This is a genomic window from Streptomyces sp. NPDC001933, assembly GCF_042890955.1.
In the GTDB taxonomy this organism is placed as follows: Bacteria; Actinomycetota; Actinomycetes; order Streptomycetales; family Streptomycetaceae; genus Streptomyces.
Genome location: NZ_JBIASS010000029.1, coordinates 37478 through 58583, shown reverse-complemented (window position 1 = coordinate 58583; position 21106 = coordinate 37478). Strand labels below are relative to the sequence as shown.

General features: G+C 71.8%; 21 protein-coding genes. 14 read left to right on the top strand and 7 right to left on the bottom strand.

Features of this window, described 5'->3' with window-relative positions; translation table 11 throughout:
• Positions 1–452 precede the first annotated feature (452 nt).
• Complete coding sequence (locus tag ACFYY7_RS39640) at positions 453–674, top strand: helix-turn-helix domain-containing protein (protein ID WP_018518904.1); 222 nt, start codon at positions 453–455, stop codon at positions 672–674.
• Positions 675–823: 149 nt separating this feature from the next.
• The gene (locus ACFYY7_RS39635) at positions 824–1615 is read left to right on the top strand and encodes an enoyl-CoA hydratase/isomerase family protein (RefSeq protein ID WP_124718386.1); all 792 of its coding nucleotides are present in this window, start codon (positions 824–826) and stop codon (positions 1613–1615) included.
• Positions 1616–1729: 114 nt separating this feature from the next.
• On the opposite strand, the gene ACFYY7_RS39630 is transcribed toward ACFYY7_RS39635, so the two are convergent.
• Positions 1730–2431 carry a hypothetical protein gene (locus ACFYY7_RS39630; RefSeq protein WP_388669481.1) on the bottom strand — a complete coding sequence of 234 codons (702 nt, stop codon included), beginning with the start codon at positions 2429–2431 and terminating at the stop codon, positions 1730–1732.
• A gap of 92 nt (positions 2432–2523) precedes the next feature.
• On the opposite strand from ACFYY7_RS39630, the gene ACFYY7_RS39625 reads away from it, so the two are divergent.
• The 5 genes from ACFYY7_RS39625 to amaP are packed head-to-tail and all read left to right on the top strand — an operon-like array spanning position 2524 to position 4847.
• The gene (locus ACFYY7_RS39625) at positions 2524–2997 is read left to right on the top strand and encodes an Asp23/Gls24 family envelope stress response protein (RefSeq protein WP_388669478.1); all 474 of its coding nucleotides are present in this window, start codon (positions 2524–2526) and stop codon (positions 2995–2997) included.
• 32 nt (positions 2998–3029) lie between these two features.
• The gene (locus ACFYY7_RS39620) at positions 3030–3221 is read left to right on the top strand and encodes a hypothetical protein (RefSeq protein ID WP_388669474.1); all 192 of its coding nucleotides are present in this window, start codon (positions 3030–3032) and stop codon (positions 3219–3221) included.
• The gene (locus tag ACFYY7_RS39615) at positions 3218–3580 is read left to right on the top strand and encodes an Asp23/Gls24 family envelope stress response protein (protein WP_388669471.1); all 363 of its coding nucleotides are present in this window, start codon (positions 3218–3220) and stop codon (positions 3578–3580) included. The genes ACFYY7_RS39620 and ACFYY7_RS39615 overlap by 4 nt, the downstream gene beginning before the upstream one ends.
• A complete protein-coding gene (locus ACFYY7_RS39610; RefSeq protein ID WP_388669468.1) occupies positions 3577–4263 on the top strand; it encodes a DUF6286 domain-containing protein in 687 nt (228 codons plus the stop codon). Before ACFYY7_RS39615 ends, ACFYY7_RS39610 begins: the two co-directional genes overlap by 4 nt.
• The gene (gene amaP / locus ACFYY7_RS39605; RefSeq protein ID WP_388669464.1) at positions 4260–4847 is read left to right on the top strand and encodes an alkaline shock response membrane anchor protein AmaP; all 588 of its coding nucleotides are present in this window, start codon (positions 4260–4262) and stop codon (positions 4845–4847) included. Before ACFYY7_RS39610 ends, amaP begins: the two co-directional genes overlap by 4 nt.
• 30 nt (positions 4848–4877) lie before the next feature.
• On the opposite strand, the gene ACFYY7_RS39600 is transcribed toward amaP, so the two are convergent.
• The 6 genes from ACFYY7_RS39600 to ACFYY7_RS39575 all read right to left on the bottom strand — a co-directional run bounded on the left by ACFYY7_RS39600 (position 4878) and on the right by ACFYY7_RS39575 (position 10566).
• Positions 4878–5633 (bottom strand): SDR family oxidoreductase, encoded by a 756-nt coding sequence (locus ACFYY7_RS39600; protein ID WP_266736379.1) that lies wholly within the window; start codon positions 5631–5633, stop codon positions 4878–4880.
• Between the two features lie 5 nt (positions 5634–5638).
• Positions 5639–7438: a glycoside hydrolase family 15 protein gene (locus ACFYY7_RS39595; RefSeq protein WP_388669461.1), complete on the bottom strand. Its 1800-nt coding sequence runs from the start codon at positions 7436–7438 to the stop codon at positions 5639–5641.
• A gap of 99 nt (positions 7439–7537) precedes the next feature.
• Complete coding sequence (locus tag ACFYY7_RS39590) at positions 7538–8350, bottom strand: SURF1 family protein (protein WP_388669458.1); 813 nt, start codon at positions 8348–8350, stop codon at positions 7538–7540.
• Positions 8351–8418: 68 nt separating this feature from the next.
• Positions 8419–8652, bottom strand: a complete 234-nt coding sequence (locus ACFYY7_RS39585) for a hypothetical protein (protein ID WP_072482991.1) — start codon at positions 8650–8652, stop codon at positions 8419–8421.
• 238 nt (positions 8653–8890) lie between these two features.
• Complete coding sequence (locus ACFYY7_RS39580) at positions 8891–9865, bottom strand: DEDDh family exonuclease (protein WP_388669455.1); 975 nt, start codon at positions 9863–9865, stop codon at positions 8891–8893.
• Between the two features lie 29 nt (positions 9866–9894).
• Positions 9895–10566, bottom strand: coding sequence for a TetR/AcrR family transcriptional regulator (locus tag ACFYY7_RS39575; RefSeq protein WP_388669452.1), 672 nt, complete (start codon positions 10564–10566; stop codon positions 9895–9897).
• A gap of 155 nt (positions 10567–10721) precedes the next feature.
• On the opposite strand from ACFYY7_RS39575, the gene ACFYY7_RS39570 reads away from it, so the two are divergent.
• The 7 genes from ACFYY7_RS39570 (at position 10722) to ACFYY7_RS39540 (ending at position 21099) form a co-directional block, all read left to right on the top strand.
• Entirely contained in the window at positions 10722–11522 is an 801-nt protein-coding gene (locus tag ACFYY7_RS39570) for an acetoacetate decarboxylase family protein (RefSeq protein ID WP_388669449.1), read from the top strand.
• Entirely contained in the window at positions 11519–12403 is an 885-nt protein-coding gene (locus ACFYY7_RS39565; RefSeq protein ID WP_388669446.1) for an SDR family NAD(P)-dependent oxidoreductase, read from the top strand. The genes ACFYY7_RS39570 and ACFYY7_RS39565 overlap by 4 nt, the downstream gene beginning before the upstream one ends.
• Positions 12404–12413: 10 nt before the next feature.
• On the top strand, positions 12414–13691 hold the full coding sequence (locus tag ACFYY7_RS39560; protein WP_388669443.1) for an amidohydrolase family protein: 1278 nt from the start codon (positions 12414–12416) through the stop codon (positions 13689–13691).
• Complete coding sequence (locus ACFYY7_RS39555) at positions 13691–14920, top strand: amidohydrolase family protein (RefSeq protein ID WP_388669440.1); 1230 nt, start codon at positions 13691–13693, stop codon at positions 14918–14920. Before ACFYY7_RS39560 ends, ACFYY7_RS39555 begins: the two co-directional genes overlap by 1 nt.
• Positions 14921–15008: 88 nt before the next feature.
• A complete protein-coding gene (locus ACFYY7_RS39550) occupies positions 15009–20201 on the top strand; it encodes a caspase family protein (RefSeq protein ID WP_388669437.1) in 5193 nt (1730 codons plus the stop codon).
• A complete protein-coding gene (locus tag ACFYY7_RS39545; protein ID WP_383708679.1) occupies positions 20180–20488 on the top strand; it encodes a hypothetical protein in 309 nt (102 codons plus the stop codon). The genes ACFYY7_RS39550 and ACFYY7_RS39545 overlap by 22 nt, the downstream gene beginning before the upstream one ends.
• Positions 20485–21099 (top strand): hypothetical protein, encoded by a 615-nt coding sequence (locus tag ACFYY7_RS39540; RefSeq protein ID WP_388669433.1) that lies wholly within the window; start codon positions 20485–20487, stop codon positions 21097–21099. Before ACFYY7_RS39545 ends, ACFYY7_RS39540 begins: the two co-directional genes overlap by 4 nt.
• Positions 21100–21106: the final 7 nt, after the last annotated feature.

Below are 21106 nucleotides of genomic sequence, written 5' to 3'. Positions count from 1 at the left end.
CACGACGAGGGCGCGGTCGAGGCGCTCCAGCCGGAGCGCATCATCCTGCTGCCCGACGGTGTCGAGGACCTGTGGGGCGCGGACTACCAGGACCTGGTCGCGCTGGCCTGATCCGGCCCGCCGCCGTCTGATCCACTCCGTCTGGATCATTCGGCCTACGCGTGATCCATCATCTGCGTGAGTGCGTCTCGTACCCTGGCGCAGCGCCCGGCAGATACCTGCCGGGCGCACCCGTATGGCGGCCGCGCACCCCGTGTGGCCCTGACCTGCCGGTTCGGTTCCGGGCCTTGCCCTGCCTGCCGCCGCAGCCCGGCGGAATGTGAAATTCCGGTCGTGTCGGCCCGTTCCCTGGCTGTGAACCCGGTTGTACGGACCTTGCCGAATGGGTGGCCAGGAAGCTCTTGAGGGGTGATCATGAGAGTCCAGAGCGCACTTCCCATGAGGAGGCACGGGTGGCCGAGACTCTGAAGAAGGGCAGCCGGGTTACCGGCGCCGCGCGCGACAAGCTCGCGGCAGACCTGAAGAAGAAGTACGACTCCGGTGCGAGCATCCGGGCGTTGGCCGAAGAGACCGGCCGCTCCTACGGATTCGTCCACCGGATGCTCAGCGAGTCCGGAGTCACGCTGCGGGGACGCGGCGGAGCGACGCGGGGCAAGAAGGCCGCCACGGCCTGACGCCCCGGGGTCGAGGGGCAGGCTGTGCGGCCCGCCCCGGGGCTCACCGGTTTCGGCGGTGGCCACCCGGTCGGCAGTGATGCCGTCCGGGTGGTTACTGTTCAGTCACTTAGCTCTTCATGCTGACTGAACCGATCCGGAGGCGCCCCATGACCTCGCTCGACTCTGTGCTCGACAAGGACGGCGTACGACTCACCGTCGACGACGCGGTCGCCACGGTGACCCTCACCAATCCGGCCAAGCGCAACGCTCAGTCCCCCGCTCTGTGGCGGGCGTTGACGGAGGCCGGACGGGCACTGCCCGGCAGTGTGCGGGTCGTCGTGCTCCGCGGCGAGGGCAAGTCCTTCTCCGCGGGACTCGACCGGCAGGCGTTCACCCCCGAGGGGTTCGACGGCGAGCCGTCCTTCCTCGACATGGCGCGCGGCCCGGAGGCCGAGCTCGACGCGACCATCGCCGAGTACCAGGAGGCGTTCACCTGGTGGCGCCGCAACGACATCGTGTCGATCGCGGCCGTCCAGGGGCATGCGATCGGTGCCGGCTTCCAGCTCGCCCTCGCCTGCGATCTGCGGATCGTTGCCGAGGACGTGCAGTTCGCGATGCGCGAGACCAGCCTCGGTCTGGTGCCCGACCTCACCGGTACGCACCCCCTGGTGAACCTGGTGGGGTACGCCCGCGCGCTCGAAATCTGCGCCACGGGCCGCTTCGTGCACGCCGAGGAGGCCGAGCGCACCGGCCTGGCCAACCTCGTCGTCCCCGCCGGTGAGCTGGACGCCGCGGCCCGCGATCTGGCCGGCGCGCTGCTGGCGGCCCCGCGCGACGCCGTCGTGGAGACCAAGGCGCTGCTGAGCGGTGCCGTCTCCCGTGGTTACGAGGAGCAGCGCGTCGCCGAACGCGCCGCGCAGGGCCGTCGGCTGCGTGATCTGGCGGGCATCACCGACTGAGCCGGCCGACGGTCGCGGGGCGGCGTCGCGGGGCCGGGCGCCCCCGATCGCCGGTCGGTCCGGGCCTGGGCGCCTCGATCGCGGGCGGGCCCGGACCCCGGACCCGCCCCGCGCTCAGCTCCGCTCCACCACCGCGGTGACCAGCACCGCGACCGAAGGATGCCCCTCCACCGCCGCGGCCACGGCGCCCCGCACCGCGCGGGCCACGTCCAGCGCCCGGTGGTCCGAGGCCGTCGCCAGCTCGACCCGCACATGGTCCGGCCGCGAGTGCACCGCATGGCCCAGCACCCGGGTCAGCGTGACCACACCGGGAACACCCGCCGCCGCGGCCCCCGCGGCCCCCTCCGCCTCCGTCGCACGCGTCTCGGCCGGGGCGGGAGCCGGTCGTTCAGGTGCCGCGTCGAGCAGTTCCGTCACCCGGACGTCCACCGCGGCGACCACCAGGCCGAGGCGCTGCCCGGCCGCCGTCAGCAGCGCCGCGCGCAGCGCCTCGGCCGCGGCGGGCAGTGGCTGACCGGACACGGCCGACATCTCCGCCTCGATCCGCAGCGGACCCGGCCGCAGCGCGCTCGGCGGCGCCTCCACCTCCGCCCAGGGCGCCCCGTCCGGGTCGGCCACCGAGATCCTCAGCTCCCCGAGCGCGGGGCCGGGTCCCTCTCCCGCCATCGCTGTGCGCAGCACCGTGACCGCGGCCCGCTCGGAGATCCAGGCCCCGTCCGCCGGACCGCCCAGCGGAAGCAGCCGGCCGAGGCCGAGCCGCTGCCGGACCGCCGCTGTCCATCCGTCCGCCCTGTGCGGGCCGTCAGCCGTCGTCATTGCCCCAGCCTGCCGCATCCACGGCGCGGGAAGGGACAAGCGCACCTAATGTGTGCAAAGAGGTCCAACCTGCCCTGAAGGGAAGAATGGCGATGACCGATACCACTCAGCGAAACCGCCCGGAGAGCCCCGAGAAGGAATCGACCCAGATCACCAGGCGCGGCGGGGGAGCCCCCGCCACCCGTGGCCGGACGACCATCGCCGATGGTGTGGTCGAGAAGATCGCGGGAATGGCGACCCGCGACGTGGTCGGCGTCCACGCCATGGGCAGCGGCTTCTCGCGCACCTTCGGAGCCGTGCGCGACCGGGTACCCGGCGGCGGCAAGTCCGTCACCCGCGGGGTGAAGGCGGAGGTCGGTGAGTCCCAGACCGCGCTCGATCTGGAGATCGTCGTCGAGTACGGCGTCTCGATCTCCGATGTCGCGCGTGACGTACGGGAGAACGTGGTCGCCGCGGTCGAGCGGATGACCGGGCTGGAGGTCGTCGAGGTCAACATCGCGGTGAGCGACGTGAAGCTGCCCGACGAGGCCGAGGACGAGGACCAGTCCGAGTCACGTCTCCATTAGACCTCCGGCGCAAGGCAGTTGAGGAGCGCACGATGAGCATGGCTGTGGTCGGCATGTTGGCCGGCATGGCGCTCGCATTCGCCGGGTACTTCGGCGGGTTCGGGGCCTTCCTGCTGGTGGCCGCCCTGGGAGCGGTCGGCTTCGTCGCCGGTCGCCTCCTGGAGGGTGACCTGGAGCTCGGCGACTTCTTCCGGGGTCGCGAGCGCGGCGACCGACGGCGGTGACGGCGTTGTCGGGGGTGAAGGACCGGATCGCCGCCGGTGAGCGCGGCGAGACCCGGATCGCCGACCGGGTGGTCGCGAAGATCGCCGCGCAGGCGGCGAGGGAGGCGATCGACGAGCCGCCGGAACAGGGTGGTGCCCCGCGCGCCACGGTCACGGTGCACCGGGGCACCGCCCGGGTGCGGGTGAGCCTGGAGCTCGGATATCCCTGCGACATCGGCCGCCAGTGCGGCGGGGTGCGTCGTCATGTCGCCGAACGGGTAAAAGCGTTGGCGGGGATGGAAGTGCCCGAGGTGGCCGTACAGGTCGAGCGCCTGCATCCGACGGGAGCGAGCGCCGCGGCACAGGGGAGGATCCAGTGACCGAGCCCCACGAACCGGAGCACCGTACCGGACGGCCGCCCGCCACCGGCCCCGCCGAGGAGGGGGACGTGCTCGAACTCGACCAGTCCGCCTCGTCCGCCGCGTACGACCCGGTGCCCGCGCGCCAGGAGGACGCCGCCGGGGCGGGCCGCTTCTGGTCGGCGCGCCGGATCCCCGCGACGCTCCTCGCGCTCGTGGTCCTCGGCGGCAGCGGGCTGCTGCTCTACGACGTGGCCGCGGTGCGGGCCGACCGCCCGGCGATGCGGTGGCGCCGGGAGCTGTCCGACCAGCTCGCCGAGCGCCCGCTGGGGAACGCCTGGCTGCTCGCCGCCGCCGCGCTCGCCGTGGCCGTCGGAGTGTGGCTCCTCGTGCTCGCCGTCACCCCCGGCCTCCGCGCCCTGCTGCCCATGCGCCGCGACCGTCCCGGCGTACGCGCCGCACTCGACCGGTCGGCGGCCGCGCTGGTCCTGCGCGACCGGGCCGTCGAGGTGTCCGGAGTGCAGTCGGTACGGGTCCGGATGGGCCGGGGCAGGGCGGTGGTGCGCGCCGTCTCGCACTTCCGGGAACTCGACGACGTACGGGCCGATCTGGACACCGTGCTCGGGACCGGCATGAGGGAACTCGGGCTGGCCCGGCCGCCGAGCCTGTCCGTACATGTCCGCCGGCCCGCGAAGAAGGGGTGAACCCGTTGCTCAGGACCGTCAACCGGGTACTGCTCGGCCTCGCCGGGCTGGTACTGATCTGCGGCGGCGGCGCGGTGCTCGCCGCCGGTCTCGGCCTCGCCGTGCCGTCCTGGTGGCCCTGGTACGGCAAGGGCGATGTGCTCATCAGCGAGGCCGACCGGAACCGCTGGCGCGACCAGGGCTGGTGGTGGCCGGCGGTCATCGCCGCCCTCGCCGTCGCGGTCGTCCTCGCCCTGTGGTGGCTGCTGGCCCAGCTGCGCCGCGCCCGCCTCGCCGAGGTGCTGGTGGACAGCGGGGACGGCGAGGGGGCGCTGCTGCGGGGCCGGGCCCTGGAAGGAGTGCTCGCCGGTGAGGCGGGAACGCTGGACGGGGTGGCCCGCGCCCAGGTCGCGCTGACCGGCCGGCGCAGCTCGCCGCACGCCAGGATCCGCCTGCTGATGGAACCGCACGCGGCGCCGGACGAGGCGCTCGGCCGCCTCGCCGACGAGGCGCTGGCCCATGCGCGGGACTCGGCGGGGCTGGCCGAGCTGCCTGCCGAGGTGCGGCTGAGGGCGGTCAAGCACCGTGCGGAACGGGTGATCTGACCGCCGCCTGGGCCGGGGCAGGGCTCCGGTTCAGAAGCCGTGCCGGGTGCCGCCGTCGACCGGCACCATGATGCCCGTCAGATACGAGGCCGCGGGGGAGAGCAGGAACGCCGCGGTCCGGCCGAACTCCTCCGGGGTGCCGTAGCGCCGCAGCGGGATCTGCGCCTCGTTGGCCGTCCGGGCGGCCTCGGCGTCGCCCGAGAGGGCATCCAGCTCACGCACCCGGTCCGTGTCGATCCGGGACGGCAGCACGCCCACCACCCGGATGCCGCGCGGACCGAGCTCGTCCGCCAGCGACTTGGCGAAACCGGCCAGGCCGGGACGGAGCCCGTTGGAGATGGTCAGCCCGGGGATCGGCTCGTACACGGAGCCGGAGAGCACGAAGCCGATCACACCGCCCTCGCCGAGCACGGCCGCCGCGGCCCTGGCCAGCCGTACCGCGCCCAGGAACACCGACTCGAAGGCCGACTGCCACTGCTCGTCGGTGTTGTCGGCGAGGAAGCCGGGGGCCGGCCCGCCGACGCTGATGAGAATGCCGTCCAGCCGGCCGAACCGCTCGTGCGCCTCGTCCACCAGACGCTGCGCGGACGCGGGGTCGGCGTTGTCGGCGGCGAGGCCGACCGCGTCCGGCCCCAGTTCGGCGGCGGCCGCCTCGGCGCGCCGTCCGTCCCGGCCGGTGACGATCACCCTCGCCCCGTCGTCGGTGAGCACCCGCGCCGTGGCGTTGCCGAGCCCCCGGGTCGCTCCGGTGACGATGTACACACGGTCCTTCAGTCCAAGATCCATGCCCCCTATCCTGCCGCGTCGGGCTCCAGCGTGTCCTCACCGGCCAGTGCCATGGCGGTGCCCACGAGGCCGATGTGGCTGAACGCCTGCGGGAAGTTGCCCAGCTGGCGGCGGCCGACGGTGTCGTACTCCTCGGCGAGCAGCCCCACGTCGTTGCGGAGCGCCAGGAGCCGTTCGAAGAGATCCCGGGCCTCCTCGCTGCGCCCGGTCAGGCGCAGTGCGTCGGCCAGCCAGAACGAGCACGCCAGGAAGGCCCCTTCGCTGCCGGGCAGCCCGTCGATCGAGGCGCCGTCCGTGCTGTAGCGGCGGACCAGGCAGTCCCGGCCCAGCTCGGCCCGGACCGCGTCGACCGTACCGATCACCCGGGGATCGTCCGGCGGCAGAAAACCGGTCCGGGGGATCAGCAGGGTCGCGGCGTCCAGGTTCCGTGAGCCGTAGGACTGGGTGAAGGTGTTCCGTTCCGGGTCGTACCCCTTCTCGCAGACCTCCCGGTGCACGGCGTCCCGCATCGCCCGCCACCGGTCGGCGTCGCCGGCCAGCGCGGGATTGTTCTCCAGGGTGCGTACGGCACGGTCGGCGGCGACCCAGGCCATCACCTTGGAGTGCACGAAGTGACGGCGCTGGCCGCGGATCTCCCACAGCCCCTCGTCCGGCTCCCGCCAGGTGGACTCCAGGAAGCCGAGCAGGCTGAGCTGCAGACTCCAGGCGTGCGGCTTGTCGTCGAGCCCCGCCTCACGGGCCAGCCGCAAGGAGTCGATGACCTCCCCGTACACATCGAGCTGGCGCTGGCGGACCGCGGCGTTGCCGATCCGGACCGGGGCGGAGTTCTCGTATCCGCGCAGCCACGGCAGCTCCGCCTCGGGCAGTCTGCGTTCGCCCGCGAGCCCGTACATGATCTGGAGGTCGGCCGGGTCCCCGGCGACCGCCCGCAGCAGCCAGTCCCGCCAGGCGCCGGCCTCCTCCAGGTAGCCGGCCGAGATCAGGGCGCCGAGGGTCAGCGTGGAGTCCCGCAGCCAGCAGAAACGGTAGTCCCAGTTCCGGACGCCCCCGATCTCCTCCGGCAGCGAGGTGGTGGGCGCCGCCACGATGCCGCCGGTCGGGCCGAAGGTCAGTGCCTTCAGCGTGATCAGCGAGCGGATCACCGCTTCCCGGTAAGGGCCCCGGTACTTGCACCGGGCGGACCACTCGGTCCAGTCGGACAGGGTGTTCTCCAGCGCCTCGTACGGGTCGACCAGCTCGGGACGGGGCGAGTGCGAGGGGTGCCAGGTCAGTACGAACGCCACCTTCTCGCCCGCGGAGACGGTGAACGACGAGCAGGTGGAGAACTGCTGGCCCCAGGTCTTGACCGGCGGCTCGCTGCGCAGCCAGGCCGAGTCCGGCCCCGCGACCGCCACCCGGTGCCCCTCCGAGCGGCGCACCCACGGCACGACCGAGCCGAAGTCGAAGCGCAGCCGGATCACGGAGCTCATCTCGACGGTGCCGCTGACGCACTCGACGATCCGCATGACGTCGGGTTCCTGGTCGCGCTGCGGCATGAAGTCGATGACCTTGACCGTGCCGGTGCGGGTCTCCCAGTACGACTCCAGGACGAGGGACTCACCCACGTAGCCGCGCCGGGTGCAGGTCTCCGCGCCCTTCGGGGCGATCCGCCAGTGGCCGTTGTCCTCGTCGCCGAGCAGGGCGGCGAAGCAGGCGCCCGAGTCGAAGCGGGGCAGACAGAGCCAGTCGACAGAACCGTTTCTGCCGACCAGGGCGGCTGTCTGGAGATCGCCGATGAGGGCGTAGTCCTCGATGTGTGGGGTCACGTTCTGGCGTGTTCCCGAACCTGGGCCCTGTTAAGCAGTCCCGGGCCGCGGGAGTCACCCGGCCGGGCACGCCCCGGCCCGCATCCGGCGGACACGGTGTCAGGCCGTGGCGGGTTCCGGCTTCTCCGGCTCGGCGGGCTGCTGCTCCCCGGCAGCGGCCTTCGCCGCCTCCGCCCGGTCGCGCTTCTCCCGGCGCGCCAGCACCACGTACCCGACCGGGACACCGGCGGCGAAGAGCCACCACTGCACGGCGTACGCCATGTGCGGGCCGATCGAGCTGTCGTCGGGGGCCTCGATCAGCTCCGGGGAGTCTCCGACGGGCTCGGGCGCGGTCTGCTCGATGTAGCCGCCGAGCACCGGCCGGGAGAGCCTCTTGGCCTCCTGGGCGCTGCTGATCAGCATCACCTGGCGGTCAGGGAGGTCCGAGATGTCCTTGATGCCGCTGGCGTCGGTCGTCTCGTCGGCCTTGAGCCGCCCGGTGACGGTCACCTCGCCCCTGGGCACGGCCGGTACGTCGGGGAAGGCCTGCTGGCTCGCGGCGGAGGGCACCCAGCCGCGGTTGACCAGGACCGTGCCGCCGCCCTTGAGGTCGAGCGGGATCAGCACATGGACGCCGATCCGGCCGTCGGCGGAGGTCCTGCGGCGCACGACCACCTGGTGCGCGGTGTCGTACGTACCCGTGGCGGTCACCGTCCGCCAGTAGTCGGAGCGCGGGACCGTGTGACCCGGAGCGGTGAGCGAGGCGACCGGAACCGGCTCCGCCTTGAGATTGCGGGAGATCAGGGAGTTCTGCGCGACCTTGTGCTCATGCCGGTGCAGCTGCCAGAAGCCCAGCTCGACCATGGTGGGAATCAGGACGAGGGCGAGGAGGGCGAGGATCAGCCACTGCCGGGTCAACAGGAAGCGGTACACCCCACGACGGTACAACTGTGCCGTGGGGTGCGACGCGCAGGGGTCGGGGAAGGGGACGCGACCGCGCTTCACACTTTGTCGATGATGCCCACCTTCCCCTCGGCGCGGGCGCAGTGCCCGCCGCAGAACCAGTGCCCGTCGACCTCGACACCCTGGCCGATGATCTGGACCCGGCAGTGCTCACAGATGGGCGCCATGCGGTGGATGGCGCAGGAGAAGCAGTCGAAGACGTGCACCGCGCCCTGCGCGTGCACCTCGAAGGACATGCCGTAGTCGTTTCCGCAAACCTCACAACGTGCCATGCGCCACAGGGTCGGACGCGGGGGCGGCGGCGGGCGAGCGGCGGGCGGGCGAGTCGCGCCGGTTCACTCCGATGACGGCGCGGGCACCCGGGGTCTTTCGTTTGGATCAGGCCGGATCGGGGAGCGGGGTCCGGTGCGTGCGATCGCAAGGCGGAGGAGGGAGCCATGGCGACCGACGACAACGCGGCGAGTGTGCGTGCCAGACCCCGCGAGCCCGGCATGATCCAAACGGGAGGCCCTAGGCCGCCGAGGGTGCCACATCGCGCAGCAGGTGGGTGAAGGCGCTCTCGTCCAGGATCGGTGTGCCGAACGACTTCGCCTTGACCGTCTTCGACGTCGCCGCGTCCGGGTCGTTGGTGACCAGCAGACTGGTCAGCCGGGAGACGCTGGTCGCCACATGCAGCCCGGCCTCCACGGCCCGGTCCTCCAGCAGCTCGCGGTCGACGGAGGTGTCCCCGGAGAAGGCCACCCGCATGCCCTGCATGAGGGGTTTGTCCTTCTGGTAGCGCCCGGGGTTCGGATACGGGCACGCCGGGCGCTTGCGCGAGGCGCGCCAGCTGTTCTGACCGTACGAGGCCTGAAAGCCGATCCGCGGTGTGACCGGGGAGTCCGACCACTCGGTCAGCGGCCGGCACTCCAGCAGCGGCAGCCGCACCCCGTCCCGCGCCGCCGCGTGCAGGCTCGGCCGGAACGCCTCGGCCAGCACCCGGGCGTCGTCCAGGGCGTGGTGGGCGTTCTGCTGCACGACGCCGAAGTGCGCGGCCAGCGACGCCAGCTTGTGGTTGGGCAGCGGCAGCCGCAGCTCCTTGGCGAGCGCGATGGTGCACAGCCGCTGCTCGACGGGGGCGACGACCGAGGCCCGTGCGTACTCCCGGGCCAGCATCGACCAGTCGAAAGCGGCGTTGTGCGCGACGAGTACGCGGCCCGCGAGCCGCTCGGAGAGCTGCGCGGCGACCTCCGGGAAGAGCGGGGCGCCTTCGAGCACCTCACTGGTCAGGCCGTGGATCCAGACCGGGCCGGGATCGCGCTCGGGGTTGACGAGGGTGTACCAGTGGTCCTCGACGTTGCCCTGCGCGTCCAGACGGTAGACGGCGGCGGACACTATCCGGTCGTCCCGTGCGAGTCCGGTGGTCTCCACGTCGACGACCGCGTACCCCTGCGGGTAGGCGGTCGGCCACGGTGCTGCGGTCTGGCGGTCGTCGAGCATGGTCACAGACAATACGGGCCGCGACTGACAGTCTCCTATTCGGCCGCCCGCCCCCGCGCCCCGGTTCCGCGGCCCGGCCCCTGTCGCACGGGGCCCGCCAGCAGCCCCTCCACCAGGGCCCGTACGGAATCCGCGAACAGCCGGTCCTGGTCGGCCGGCCGGGCCAGCGCGCGGGCCAGCGCCGGGTCGTCGTCAGCGGTGGACGCGGCCCACAGATCGCCCTCGCCGGGGGACTGGACGGGGGACCGCTCCCGGTTGCGTTCGACGAGCAGGAAGCCGACGGTCTGGAACTGCACCGCCCGCACCGCCGCCGCCGCCCGCGCCCCGCGCAGCCCCGCGGCGTGCACCTCGTGGACGAGGGCCTGTTGCGCGGGCAGGAACATCCGCTCGGTGAGCCCCCGTTCGTGGACCATCGCGATCAGATGCGGCCTGGCCCGCAGCTCGCGGCGCAGGCCGCGGGCGACGGAGACGATGCGGGCCGCCGGGGTCCGGCCGGCCGGGCGGAGGGTGCCCATCTCGCGCACGGTGCGCTCGACGAGGGCGTCCAGCAGCGATTCACGGTTGCCGACGTGCCAGTAGATCGACGTGACCGCGGTGCCCAGCTCCGCGGCGAGGGCGCGCATGGTGAGGGCCTGCGGCCCGTGCCGCTTCACCAGGGCGGCGGCCGTGTCCAGGATCTCTTCGCGGGTCAGCGACGATCGCGCCACAGCGCTCCTTGATTCTCGAACTCCGTTGCGTGCATGCCTATTTACCCTTCATCGGCGTCGGTGTAACTGTGTTACAGAACCCGCACGGAGAACCGGGACACCAAGACCGATCCACGGAGAACCGATTCACGGACGACCGAGAAGGGTGGTACGACATGGCACGCGTACGGTACGGCGCGCGCACCGGGGCCGAGATCGCGGCGGCCCGCGCGGCCCGCTCCCAGCTCCCCGACATCTGGTCCACCGGCGTGGTGGCCCTCTGGGAGAGCGACCCCGACGCGGTGGCGGCCGTCCTGCCGCCGCCCCTCAAGCCGGCCGGGCGCCCGCTCGTCCGGGCCAGTATCAGCACGGTCGAACTCCCCGGCTACCCGCTCGGTGCCGGCTCCGTCGCGGTCGCCGCCGTCCACGACGGCCACGAGGGCTGGTATCCGCTCGTCATGCCGATGACCCATGAACGGGCGCTGATCGGCGGCCGCGAGGTGTTCGGCGAACCGAAGAAGCTCGGCGAGGTGACCGTCGAACGCGACGGCCTCGTCGTCCGGGCCGCGCTCGCCCGGCACGGCATCGAGTTCGTCGAGGTGCGCGGCGCGGTGAGCGGACCGCTCCCCCTGCCCGAACCGGCCGACAAACTCGACTTCTACTTCAAGTTCCTGCCCGCCGTGGACGGCGAGGGCTTCGACTCCGACCCCGTGCTGATCCACTGCACCCGCCACGAGAAGGTCCGCAGGCTGGAACGCGTCTCGGGCGACGTGGTGCTGCGCGAGTCGGTGTACGACCCGGTCGCCGACCTCCCCGTACGGCGGCTGGTCGAACTCACCATCGGCGAGAAGACCAGCGACCAGCGGGGCAGGGCCGTGGAGCGAGTGAGCGCGAAGGCCCTGCTGCCGTACATCCACCAGCGTTACGACGACCCGCAGCAGATCCACGACGGCCCGCCGGAAGGGAGCGCCCGATGAGGCTGGAGGAGGGCCAGGTCGCCGTCGTCACCGGCGCCGCGAGCGGCATCGGCCTCGCGATGGCACGCAGGTTCGCCGCCGAGGGACTGAAGGTGGTCCTCGCCGACGTGGAGGAGGGCGCGCTCGACAAGGCGGCGGGCGAACTGCGCCAGGACGGTGCGCGGGTGCTGGCCAGGGTCGTCGACGTCGCCGAACGCGACTCCGTGCAGGCCCTGGCCGAGGCCGCGTACGACGCCTTCGGCGCCGTGCACGTGCTGTGCAACAACGCCGGTGTCGGCTCCGGGGCCGAGGGCCGGATGTGGGAGCACGAACCGAACGACTGGAAATGGGCGTTCGCCGTCAACGTCTGGGGCGTCTTCCACGGCATCCAGGCGTTCGTGCCGCGCATGATCGCGGGCGGCGCCCCCGGCCACGTCGTCAACACCTCGTCCGGTGACGGCGGGATCGCCCCGCTGCCGACCGCCTCCGTGTACGCGGTCACCAAGTCCGCCGTCGTCACGATGACCGAGTCGCTGTACGCACACCTGAAGGCGGAGGGCGTCGCCGTCGGCGCCTCGGTGCTCTTCCCCGGCCCGCACATGCTCCGCACCGGACTGTGGGAGTCGCACCGCAACCGGCCGGAGCGGTACGCCAAGGAACGCCCGCGCAGGACCCCGTACCGCAGCCTCGGCCAGTGGGAGTCCGCGATGCGGGCGGCGGGCCACGAGGTGGAGTTCACCCCGGTGGAGGACGTCGCGGCGACCGTCGTGGACGGGATACGTGCCGACCGCTTCTGGATGCTGCCGGACAGCGAACACAGCGACCGGCAGATCCGCGCCAGGTCGCGGTCGATGCTGGAGCGGGCCAACCCGTCGTACCTGGAGAGTTTCATACTCGACTGAGGAGCGAGCGATGACCGACGACCCGTACCTGATCATCTCCTCCGACTGCCACGCCGGGCTGCCCACGGAGGAGTACCGGCCCTATCTCGACCCCCGCTTCCACCGGGACTTCGACGACTTCCTCGCCGGGCGCGACCGCCGCCGCGAGGAGATGACCCGCCTCGGTGTACGCAACGAGGCCTTCGCCGACAAGTGGTTCCACGACAACGAGGAAGGTCTGAAAGGCGGTTGGGACGCCGCCCGGCGGCTGAAGGAACTCGACGGCGACGGGGTGGCGGCCGAGGTCGTCTTCCCCGACGCGGACGCCGTCGACAGCCGTACCGCCGCGCCCTTCGGCGTCGGCCTCGGCCTCTCCGGCGACCAGGACCCCGAACTGGGCATGGCGGGCGCGCAGGCCCACAACCGCTGGCTCGCCGACTTCGTCTCGCAGAACCCCGAACGCCACTGCGGGGTCGCCCTGCTGCCCGTCACCGGCGAGGTCGACCGGGTCGTGGCGGAGATCCACCGGGCGAAGGAGTCCGGCCTCGGCGCGCTGATGATCCCCTCCATGTGGGTGGACAAGGCGCCCTACCACGACCGCCGTTACGACCCCGTGTGGGCGGCCGCCGCCGAGACGGGCATGCCGGTGGTCACGCACTCCGGCGCGGCGCCGCGCCACGAGTACGGCGACCACCTCGGGATCTACGTCTCCGAGGTCACGTGGTGGCCGTCCCGCCCGCTCTGGTTCCTGCTCTGGTCGGGCGCCTTCGAACGCCACCCCGGGCTGAGGTTCGGCGTCGCCGAGTCCGGCTGCTGGTGGCTGCCGAACCTCCTCTGGTTCATGGACCGGCTCTACCTCGGCGCCCACGGCGGCAAGAAACTCTCCCCGTTCGCCGAACTGAAGCGGCCCCCGCACGAGTACCTCGACCGCCAGGTCTTCATCTGCGCCACGAACACCAAGCGCCGCGAACTCGCCCAGCGGTACGAGATCGGCGTCGACAACATCCTGTGGGGCAGCGACTTCCCGCACCCCGAAGGCACCTGGCCGAACACCGCCCAGTGGCTGCGCGACACCTTCCACGACATCCCCGTCGCCGAGACCCGCCGCATGCTGGGCCTCGCGGCGGCCGAGGTGTTCGGCTTCGACACGGCGAAGCTCGCCCCGATCGCCGAACGCATCGGCCCCACCCCCGCCGACCTGGGCCAGAGCACCGACCAGGCGGCGGTCGAGGCGTCCTGGGCGCGCTCGCGCGAGACCGGCCGGCACTGGCTGACCGGCCACGACTTCCCGGTCCTGGGGGCCGGCTGATGCCCCGCGAGCGCTACACCGTCATCTCCGCCGACTGCCATGCCGGCGCCGACCTCCTGGACTACCGGCCCTACCTGGAGTCGAAGCACCACGACGACTTCGACGCCTGGGCGGCGGCCTACGTCAACCCGTACGAGGACCTGGTCGCCGACACCGCCGACCGCAACTGGAACTCGCAGCGCCGCCTCGCCGAACTGGAGGCGGACGGCATCGTCGCGGAGGTCGTCTTCCCCAACACCATCCCGCCCTTCTTCCCCTCCGCCTCACTGATGGCCCCCGCGCCCTCCCGGCAGGAGTACGAACAGCGCTGGGCCGGCCTGCGCGCCCACAACCGCTGGCTCGCCGACTTCTGCGCGCAGGCTCCGGGCCGGCGCGCGGGCGTGGCACAGATCCTCCTCAACGACCCGGCCGAAGCGGTCCGCGAGGTCCGCCGCACCAAGGAGGCGGGCCTCACCGGCGGCATCCTGCTGCCCGGCGCACCGCCCGGCTCGGGCGTCCCTGAGCTGTACTCGCAGGCGTACGACCCGCTGTGGGCGGTCTGCGAGGAACTGGACGTACCGGTGAACCACCACGGCGGCTCGGCCTCCCCGCCGCTCGGCGACGAACCGGCGGCCCGCGCCGTCTTCATGGTGGAGACGACCTGGTTCTCCCACCGGGCGCTGTGGCACCTGATCTTCGGCGGGGCCTTCCGCCGCCACCCCGGGCTGAAACTGGTCCTCACCGAACAGGGCTCCGGCTGGATCCCGGGCGTCGTCGAGATGCTCGACTACTACCACGGCCGCCTGGTCGCGGCGGCGACCCGGGCAACCACCGCCGAATCCAGGTTCGGTGCGGGGCTGGCCGCCTCGATGGGCGCGAGCCCCAGCGAGGTCTGGCGCGACAACTGCTACGTGGGCGCCAGCTTCATGCGCCCCCACGAGGTGCCGCTGCGCGACCGGATCGGCCTCGACAAGATCATGTGGGGCAGTGACTACCCGCACGACGAGGGCACCGCCCCGTACACACGGGAGGCCCTGCGGATCGCGTACGCGGGCGTGGAGCCCGAGGAGGTCGCTGCGATGACCGGCGGCAACGCGGCCCGCGTCTACGGCTTCGACCTGGCGGCGCTCGACCGCATCGCGGCCGAGGCCGGCCCGACGGTCGAGGAGATCGCCGAACCACTGAAGGAGATCCCGGCCGGCGCGACCAGCCCCGCCTTCGCACCGGGCGGGTCGGTACGCGTCTGGTGACCCGCGGTCGCCGAACCCCGTCCGGGCCGCCGTTCACCTGTGGCATGGTGATCTGCACGATCAGGCCCGACGGGGGGAGGCGACGGCCGTGGGGAACAGCAGGCAGGCACTGCTCATCGCTGTGCCGCAGTACGAACTGAGCGACCATTTCCCGGACTTGACCCAAGCAGTGCAGCGGGACGTCGAGCTGATGGATGCCGCGCTGCGTTCGTCCGGATACAGCGTCGAGACACTGGGGCTCTCCTCGGACCGGCCGGCTCTGCGTTCCCGGATCGTCAGTGCCATCAGCCGGGTCTGCTGCACGGCGCCGGAGGACGGCACGGTACTGATCCACTTCACCGGCCATGGACTGTCCGTCGACGGCGCCGACTACCTCGTGCCCTCGGAGGCACAGCTCAACTGGTCGACCGATCCGCCGCACGTCGACGCCGACAGCCTGATCGGCCTCGATCTGACGACGCTGCTCAAGGGCTGCAAGGCGGGCACGGTCCTGCTCACCATCGACGCCTGCCGTGACGCGCAACAACCCGACGGCGTGGGCTCCTTCGGCGGGCCCGCGACCAACTTCCCGTCGTGGCGGGACCGGGTGGCCGTCGTCTTCGGCTGTGCGGCGGGCCAGACCTGTGGTTCGGACGAACTCCAGGGCAGCCACTTCACCAGGGCGCTCGCGGACGCCCTGGCCTCGGACACGTCCCCGCGGACCGTCAGCGACGTCATCTTCCACACCGTCCGCAGAACCGCGGAGTTCGCCCGGACCGCCCAGCACGAGCAACGGCCCACCGTGCACTACGCACCGAGCGGCCCCGCGGCCATCGCCGGCACCGAACTCTGCACCGGAAAGACACTTCAGGAGGAGTGGTCCGTCGCGATCCGGGACCCGGAGCTCTGGGCGGCCGTCCAGTGCGGTGAGGACCGCAGGAGCGAACTGCAGAAGGCCCTGGAGCGGCTGGCCCTGGAGTGCGCAAGGCTGCGGGCGCAGTCACTGACCGAGATCCCCGACCCCTGGGCCGACGACGGCTATCCGGTACGGGTGCTGGCGAGCGGACTGCGGGCGCTGCTGGCACCGTCGGTGACCCTCGGCGGTCCGCTGCTGGACCCGTCCGAGCTGGCCGTGCTCCTGGCCGCGCCGTTCGTCCGCGAGGCCGTCTACGCGATGGGCGTCAAGGAGGCGGCGGCCGCCAGTCCGTTCCAGCTCGAACCGGCGGTGAGTGAGCTGGGGTTCGACGAAGCCCGGATCGACCTCGAGCACACCTTCGCCGCGCATCCGCTGATCTGGCGGAAGGGGCGCGAACTGGCGGGCCGGGGCGCGAAGGAGGAGGCGGGGGCCGTCGCCGCCTGGCTGATGCACCGCCATGTCGCGGGGCGCGAAGAGCTCTGGGACACCTACGCGCCGGGCCTGCTCGCCCCGCTCGCCTCCGCCCTGCTCGGCACCGGTGAGGCGTCCGCCCGGTCCGCGGAGCTCATGGACGGGCTGATGCGGGTCTGCCGCCAGACCGCCGTGGTGCCGGCGCAGCCGTACGCCGGGGAACGCGAACCCGCCGAGGGGCCGCAGGGCCCGGAACAAGTCGTCCCGCGCACCGGCCCTGCCGAACGGTGGCGACCGCGTGAACTGTCCTGGCTGATCGGCCTCGCGGGTCTCCTCGGCGGAGACCTCCGAGACATGCCGGGCGTCCTGGTGGACAACGTCGGCGTCACGGACGGCCTCGTCCCCGCCCAGGCGGTCGCCGGTGTCCAGGAACTGCGCTGGTCCAGAGACCGCCTCGGGGCCTCGGTCGACCTGGACCTGCCGTGCCCGCACCCCGCGGTGCACGCCGCACTGGAGACGCTGACCGGCTGGGCCGACGACGCCGTGCAGCACATCAAGCAGCACCTCTCGCCGGGCGAGACCGGAGGCCCGCTCACTCACCTCCCCGAACGTGTGACCTGCCGCAAACTGCGTCCTCAGTACGACGCCGCGGGCCGTGGTGACGCCTACGGACTGCCGCTCATGCGTTTCAGCCTCGCCGAGGACGAGATGCGTGAACTCCTCATGGGACCCCAGCTGTACGGCGACCGGACCCTGGCCCTGCGCGAGCTCTACCAGAACGCCCTCGACGCCTGCCGCTACCGCAACGCACGGGTGCGGTACGGCGAGCTGAAGGAGGGCATCCGGCAGAGCTGGGACGGCGAGATCGTATTCCGGCAAGGTGTCGACGACGACGGCCGCCCGTACGTCGAGTGCGAGGACAACGGCGTGGGAATGGGCCAGACCGCGCTGCGCAGCACCTTCTCGCGTGCGGGCCGCCGGTTCGAGCAGTCCAGGGAGTACCGGAGGGAACAGGCCCGCTGGCGCGCGGTGGACAAGGACCTCAGGCTCTATCCGAACAGCCGCTTCGGCATCGGTGTGTTCAGCTACTTCATGCTGGCCGACGAGATCAGCATCTGGACCCGGGTCACGGACGAGTTCGGCCGCCCGGAATCCAGCCGCGGGCTGAGGGTGGACATCGCGTCGAGCGGAAGCCTCTTCCGTATCAAGGAGAGCGACGCCGCCCAGCCGGGAGGCGGGACCCGGGTGCGGCTCTATCTCAACGGCGACGCGATCGACGTGGCGGACGAACTGGCCAAGCGGGTATGGCTCTGCGACTACACCATGCGGGTGGAGCGGAGCGGCGCCGTGGTCAAGGAGTGGGAGAAGGACGTCCTCTACTACGACGGGGACAGCGCGAGCCCGGTCCGGGCCGACCGGAACGTGTGGTGGGTGCCCGGCCCGGGCTGTCTGCTCGTCGACGGGATCTGGACGCCGACGGGCAGTCGCGACGCGGAGGCGGCCATGTCGTTCGGCTCGCGTCCCACCTTCGGTGACGAACCGATGTACGGGTGCGTGGTCGACCTCAGAGAGACGCACTCCCCGGACCTGGACACCAGCAGAACGAAAATTCTTGAGTTCGACCAGGACTGGGTGTCGGGGCATGTCCGCGAACTCGCCGAGCACATGGGCCGCCCGCACTGGTTCAGTGTGGAGTGGCTGTGGAACTTCGCGCACAGGCATCGAGGCGGCGCGCAACTGCTGGTCGACAAGCTTCTCGAAGCGAATGCTGTGGTGCCCAGTACGACCAGCTGGGACCGGGGCGCGGGGGTTTCCCTGCGCAGGGTCGGCTGTCTTCCGGCGGACGTGGTGCTGCACACGGGCGTGAAGCCCCGGGACGGTCGGCACGGCAGCCTCGGATCGGCGCCGCCCGGGCTGGTGGCATGGCGGGTGGCCGCCCTGCGCGCCGTCCGTATCCCCGTGGACGACCAATTCGCGGACGTGCCGTCGCCGGACTCGCTGGCGGGATATCCGCAACCGGTGCCGTGGGAGAGCAGGATGGCCGCGGGAGACTACGGCAGCCGCATCTACCTCGAAGAGGCTGTGGTACCGCAGCCCGGGGACCGGCCCACGACCTTTGCCGGACTGCTCCGCAGGCTGCGCAGATACGCCATCGCCGGCGTCCGCGTTCCCGCCGTTCCCGATCTCGATGCCGCGCATGCGGTGGAACTCGATTCCGTGGACTGCGAGTTGCTCGCGGACAGCCGACTTTTCAGTAAGTCGTCGATCAGGACGTGGGCGAGGAACACCGAGGACGCGGAGCCGAAGCGCGACCTCGTGTTGTCCGTACTGAATGACTTCTCTCTACGGGCGCGACTTTCCTGGCGGGAAGCACTGACGCGGGCCGAGCGGTTCAGCGCCGCCGGATTTCCGCTGAAGCCACTGGGCCTGGATCTCGGCACCGTTCCGGCGGACGCCGACGCGGTCGCGACGGAGCGGGAGATCCAGGTACTGCGCCTGCACCCCGAATTCGCCGGGGACGCACACCCGCTCCGGCTCGACGAACCGCCCTCCGCGGAGGAGTACGAGCAGGTGATCCGCCGGTACGGGTGGCTCGGGATGTCCGCGGACGCAGAGATGGCCGAGTTCGCGGGCAGCTTCGACGTCATGCGGATGTTCGCAGACGTGGAAGCCGCGTTCGAGTACAGACACTGGCAGAAGCACGGCCCGTCCCCGCGATTCTGGGCACTGGCCGCTGCCAGGACATCGACGACGGTGGGGGAGGTCCACGAGTGCTTCGCTCCGTGGTTCGTGTCGCAGGAACTGAGCCTTCCCGACCTGGACGGCCTGAAGGACAGGAGCTTCACCAAACTGGAGTCCGCGCTGGTGGCGGAGCCCACCCTGTCCGTCGAAAGGTATGGGTGGTACGAGGGGCGTGAATGGGTGTCTCCTCATCTGGCGCCGCTGGCCGAGATCGCCGTCAATGTACGCAGGTCCCCGGCGGATACCGCCGATATCGGCGTGGCGCTGACGAGCCTTGCGGAATCCGGTCTGGTGGACGCTGCTGCCCCGGGGCTCGTCGACCGCTGGCTGGCCGCTCCGCCCGATGCCATGGGACTCCTCATGCCATGGACGTGGGATCTGACCTGGCTGAAAGACATCGGTGGCCCGACTCGCCTGGATTCGGCGTACGCCGTTCTGGCGGCCGCCGGACGTGGTCTGTCGCTCGGAGCGGTGTACGCCAGACTCGCGGAGATGGCCCCGCTGCTGGCTGTGGAACCGGAGATGTTGCCCCTGCCCGACGGCTTGGCCGAGGCGCGGGTCAGCGCGGCGGACGCGGAGGCCAGCTTCGAGTGGACGCCGGAAGGGGTGCGCTGGCTGCCGGAGCCCGATGTCGCCAAACTGGTGCAGCACGCCCGGAGCAGGGAGGGCACGCTCGGAGACAGCGTGCGGGAGCTGAGCCGGTTCGCCGCGCTCGGCAGTCCATGGAAGCCCCAGGACGACATGGTCGCCGCGGAGTGGGTGAAGTGGCGTCCGACGCAGCACGACACGGCGATGTTCCTCGACGACCTGGCCGGGAGCCGCCCGGTCGCCCCGCTCGATCTCCTGCGGGTCGCCGCACGCTTCGGCTGGCCGCTGGACCGGGCCTGGGACCGGCTCGCGCTCTACCGTCCCTTCGGGGTCGAACTGCTCGTCGAGCGCCCGGAGTTCTCCGGCATCCCGCTGTGGCAGGATCTGATCCTGCTCACCGAGGAGTACACCGGCCGCGCCCCGGCGCTCGGCGGCCGGGTCTCCGGCGAGCGGATCGCCGTCAGCGCACGGGAACTCGAATGGACCACCGCCGCAGTCGTCGAGCGGCTCAAGCTGTACGCGGGAGTGTTCGGCCTGGAAGTGCCCGACACGTACCCCGACGCCCCGGCACCGACACCGCCCGCGGAGCCGTACCGCGCGGCGGCGAACGAAAGGAGCACCGGATGCCCCCGGCCCACGATCTGACACCGTTCCGGGAACAGGAGCTCGCACCGGCCGGCAGCCCCACCGTCGCGCTCTCCGCCGACGGCCGCTGGTACACGGTCACGGGCCCCTGCCCGAACTGCCACGCGAGCAGCGTGTTCCGGGTGGCGTACGGCGTGCTCGGCCCGTACAAAGGCCGACGGCGCGCACCGGAGCGGCTCACCGGCAGCATCCTGGTCTACTGCCAGTGCGGATTCCCGCATCCGGACCGGCCGTCCGAGTTGCCGGACACCGGCTGCGGCGCGTTCTGGGACGTGCCGGTGCCATGACCGATCTGACGAGGAAACGGTTCGCGCAGCTCGGCCAGCAGCTCCAGCTCGAACAGCTCACCGTCGTACGGAAACAGGCCGAGGGCTGGCGGAACGGGCTCACGGCACTGACGGGGCTCGTCGGTGTCGTCTTCGTCCTCAAGGGCCGCGAAAGCGTCGCGGGCATGCCCGCGGTATGGCGCTGGACGACGGCGGCGCTCCTCGTTCTGGCGTTCGCTCTGCTGCTCACCGGAGCGCTCGTCGCGGTGCGTGCCGCGCACGGTCAGCTCGGGCAGCGTATGTGGCTGAGCGGGGACAAGCTGCTGTCTGCCGTGATGGACGAGGTCGAGCGCACCCACGACGCACTGACCGCGGCGCGGCGCTGCTCGGTCGTCGGGCTGTCGGCGATCGTGGCGGCCATCGCGGTCTCCTGGGTCGTGCCGGCCGAAGCGGCCAAGGACGAGAAGCCGGCCGGGCCGAAGGTCCTGGTCTCGACGCCCGTCGGCATCACATGCGGCGAACTGGTGCTGAGCAATGGCGACGCGGTGACCGTCAAGACGGGCGGCAAGGGGAAGTTGCGGCGCATACCGGCAGGTGATGTCCGGTCGCTCACGCCGACACCACGGTGCTGAGCATGGT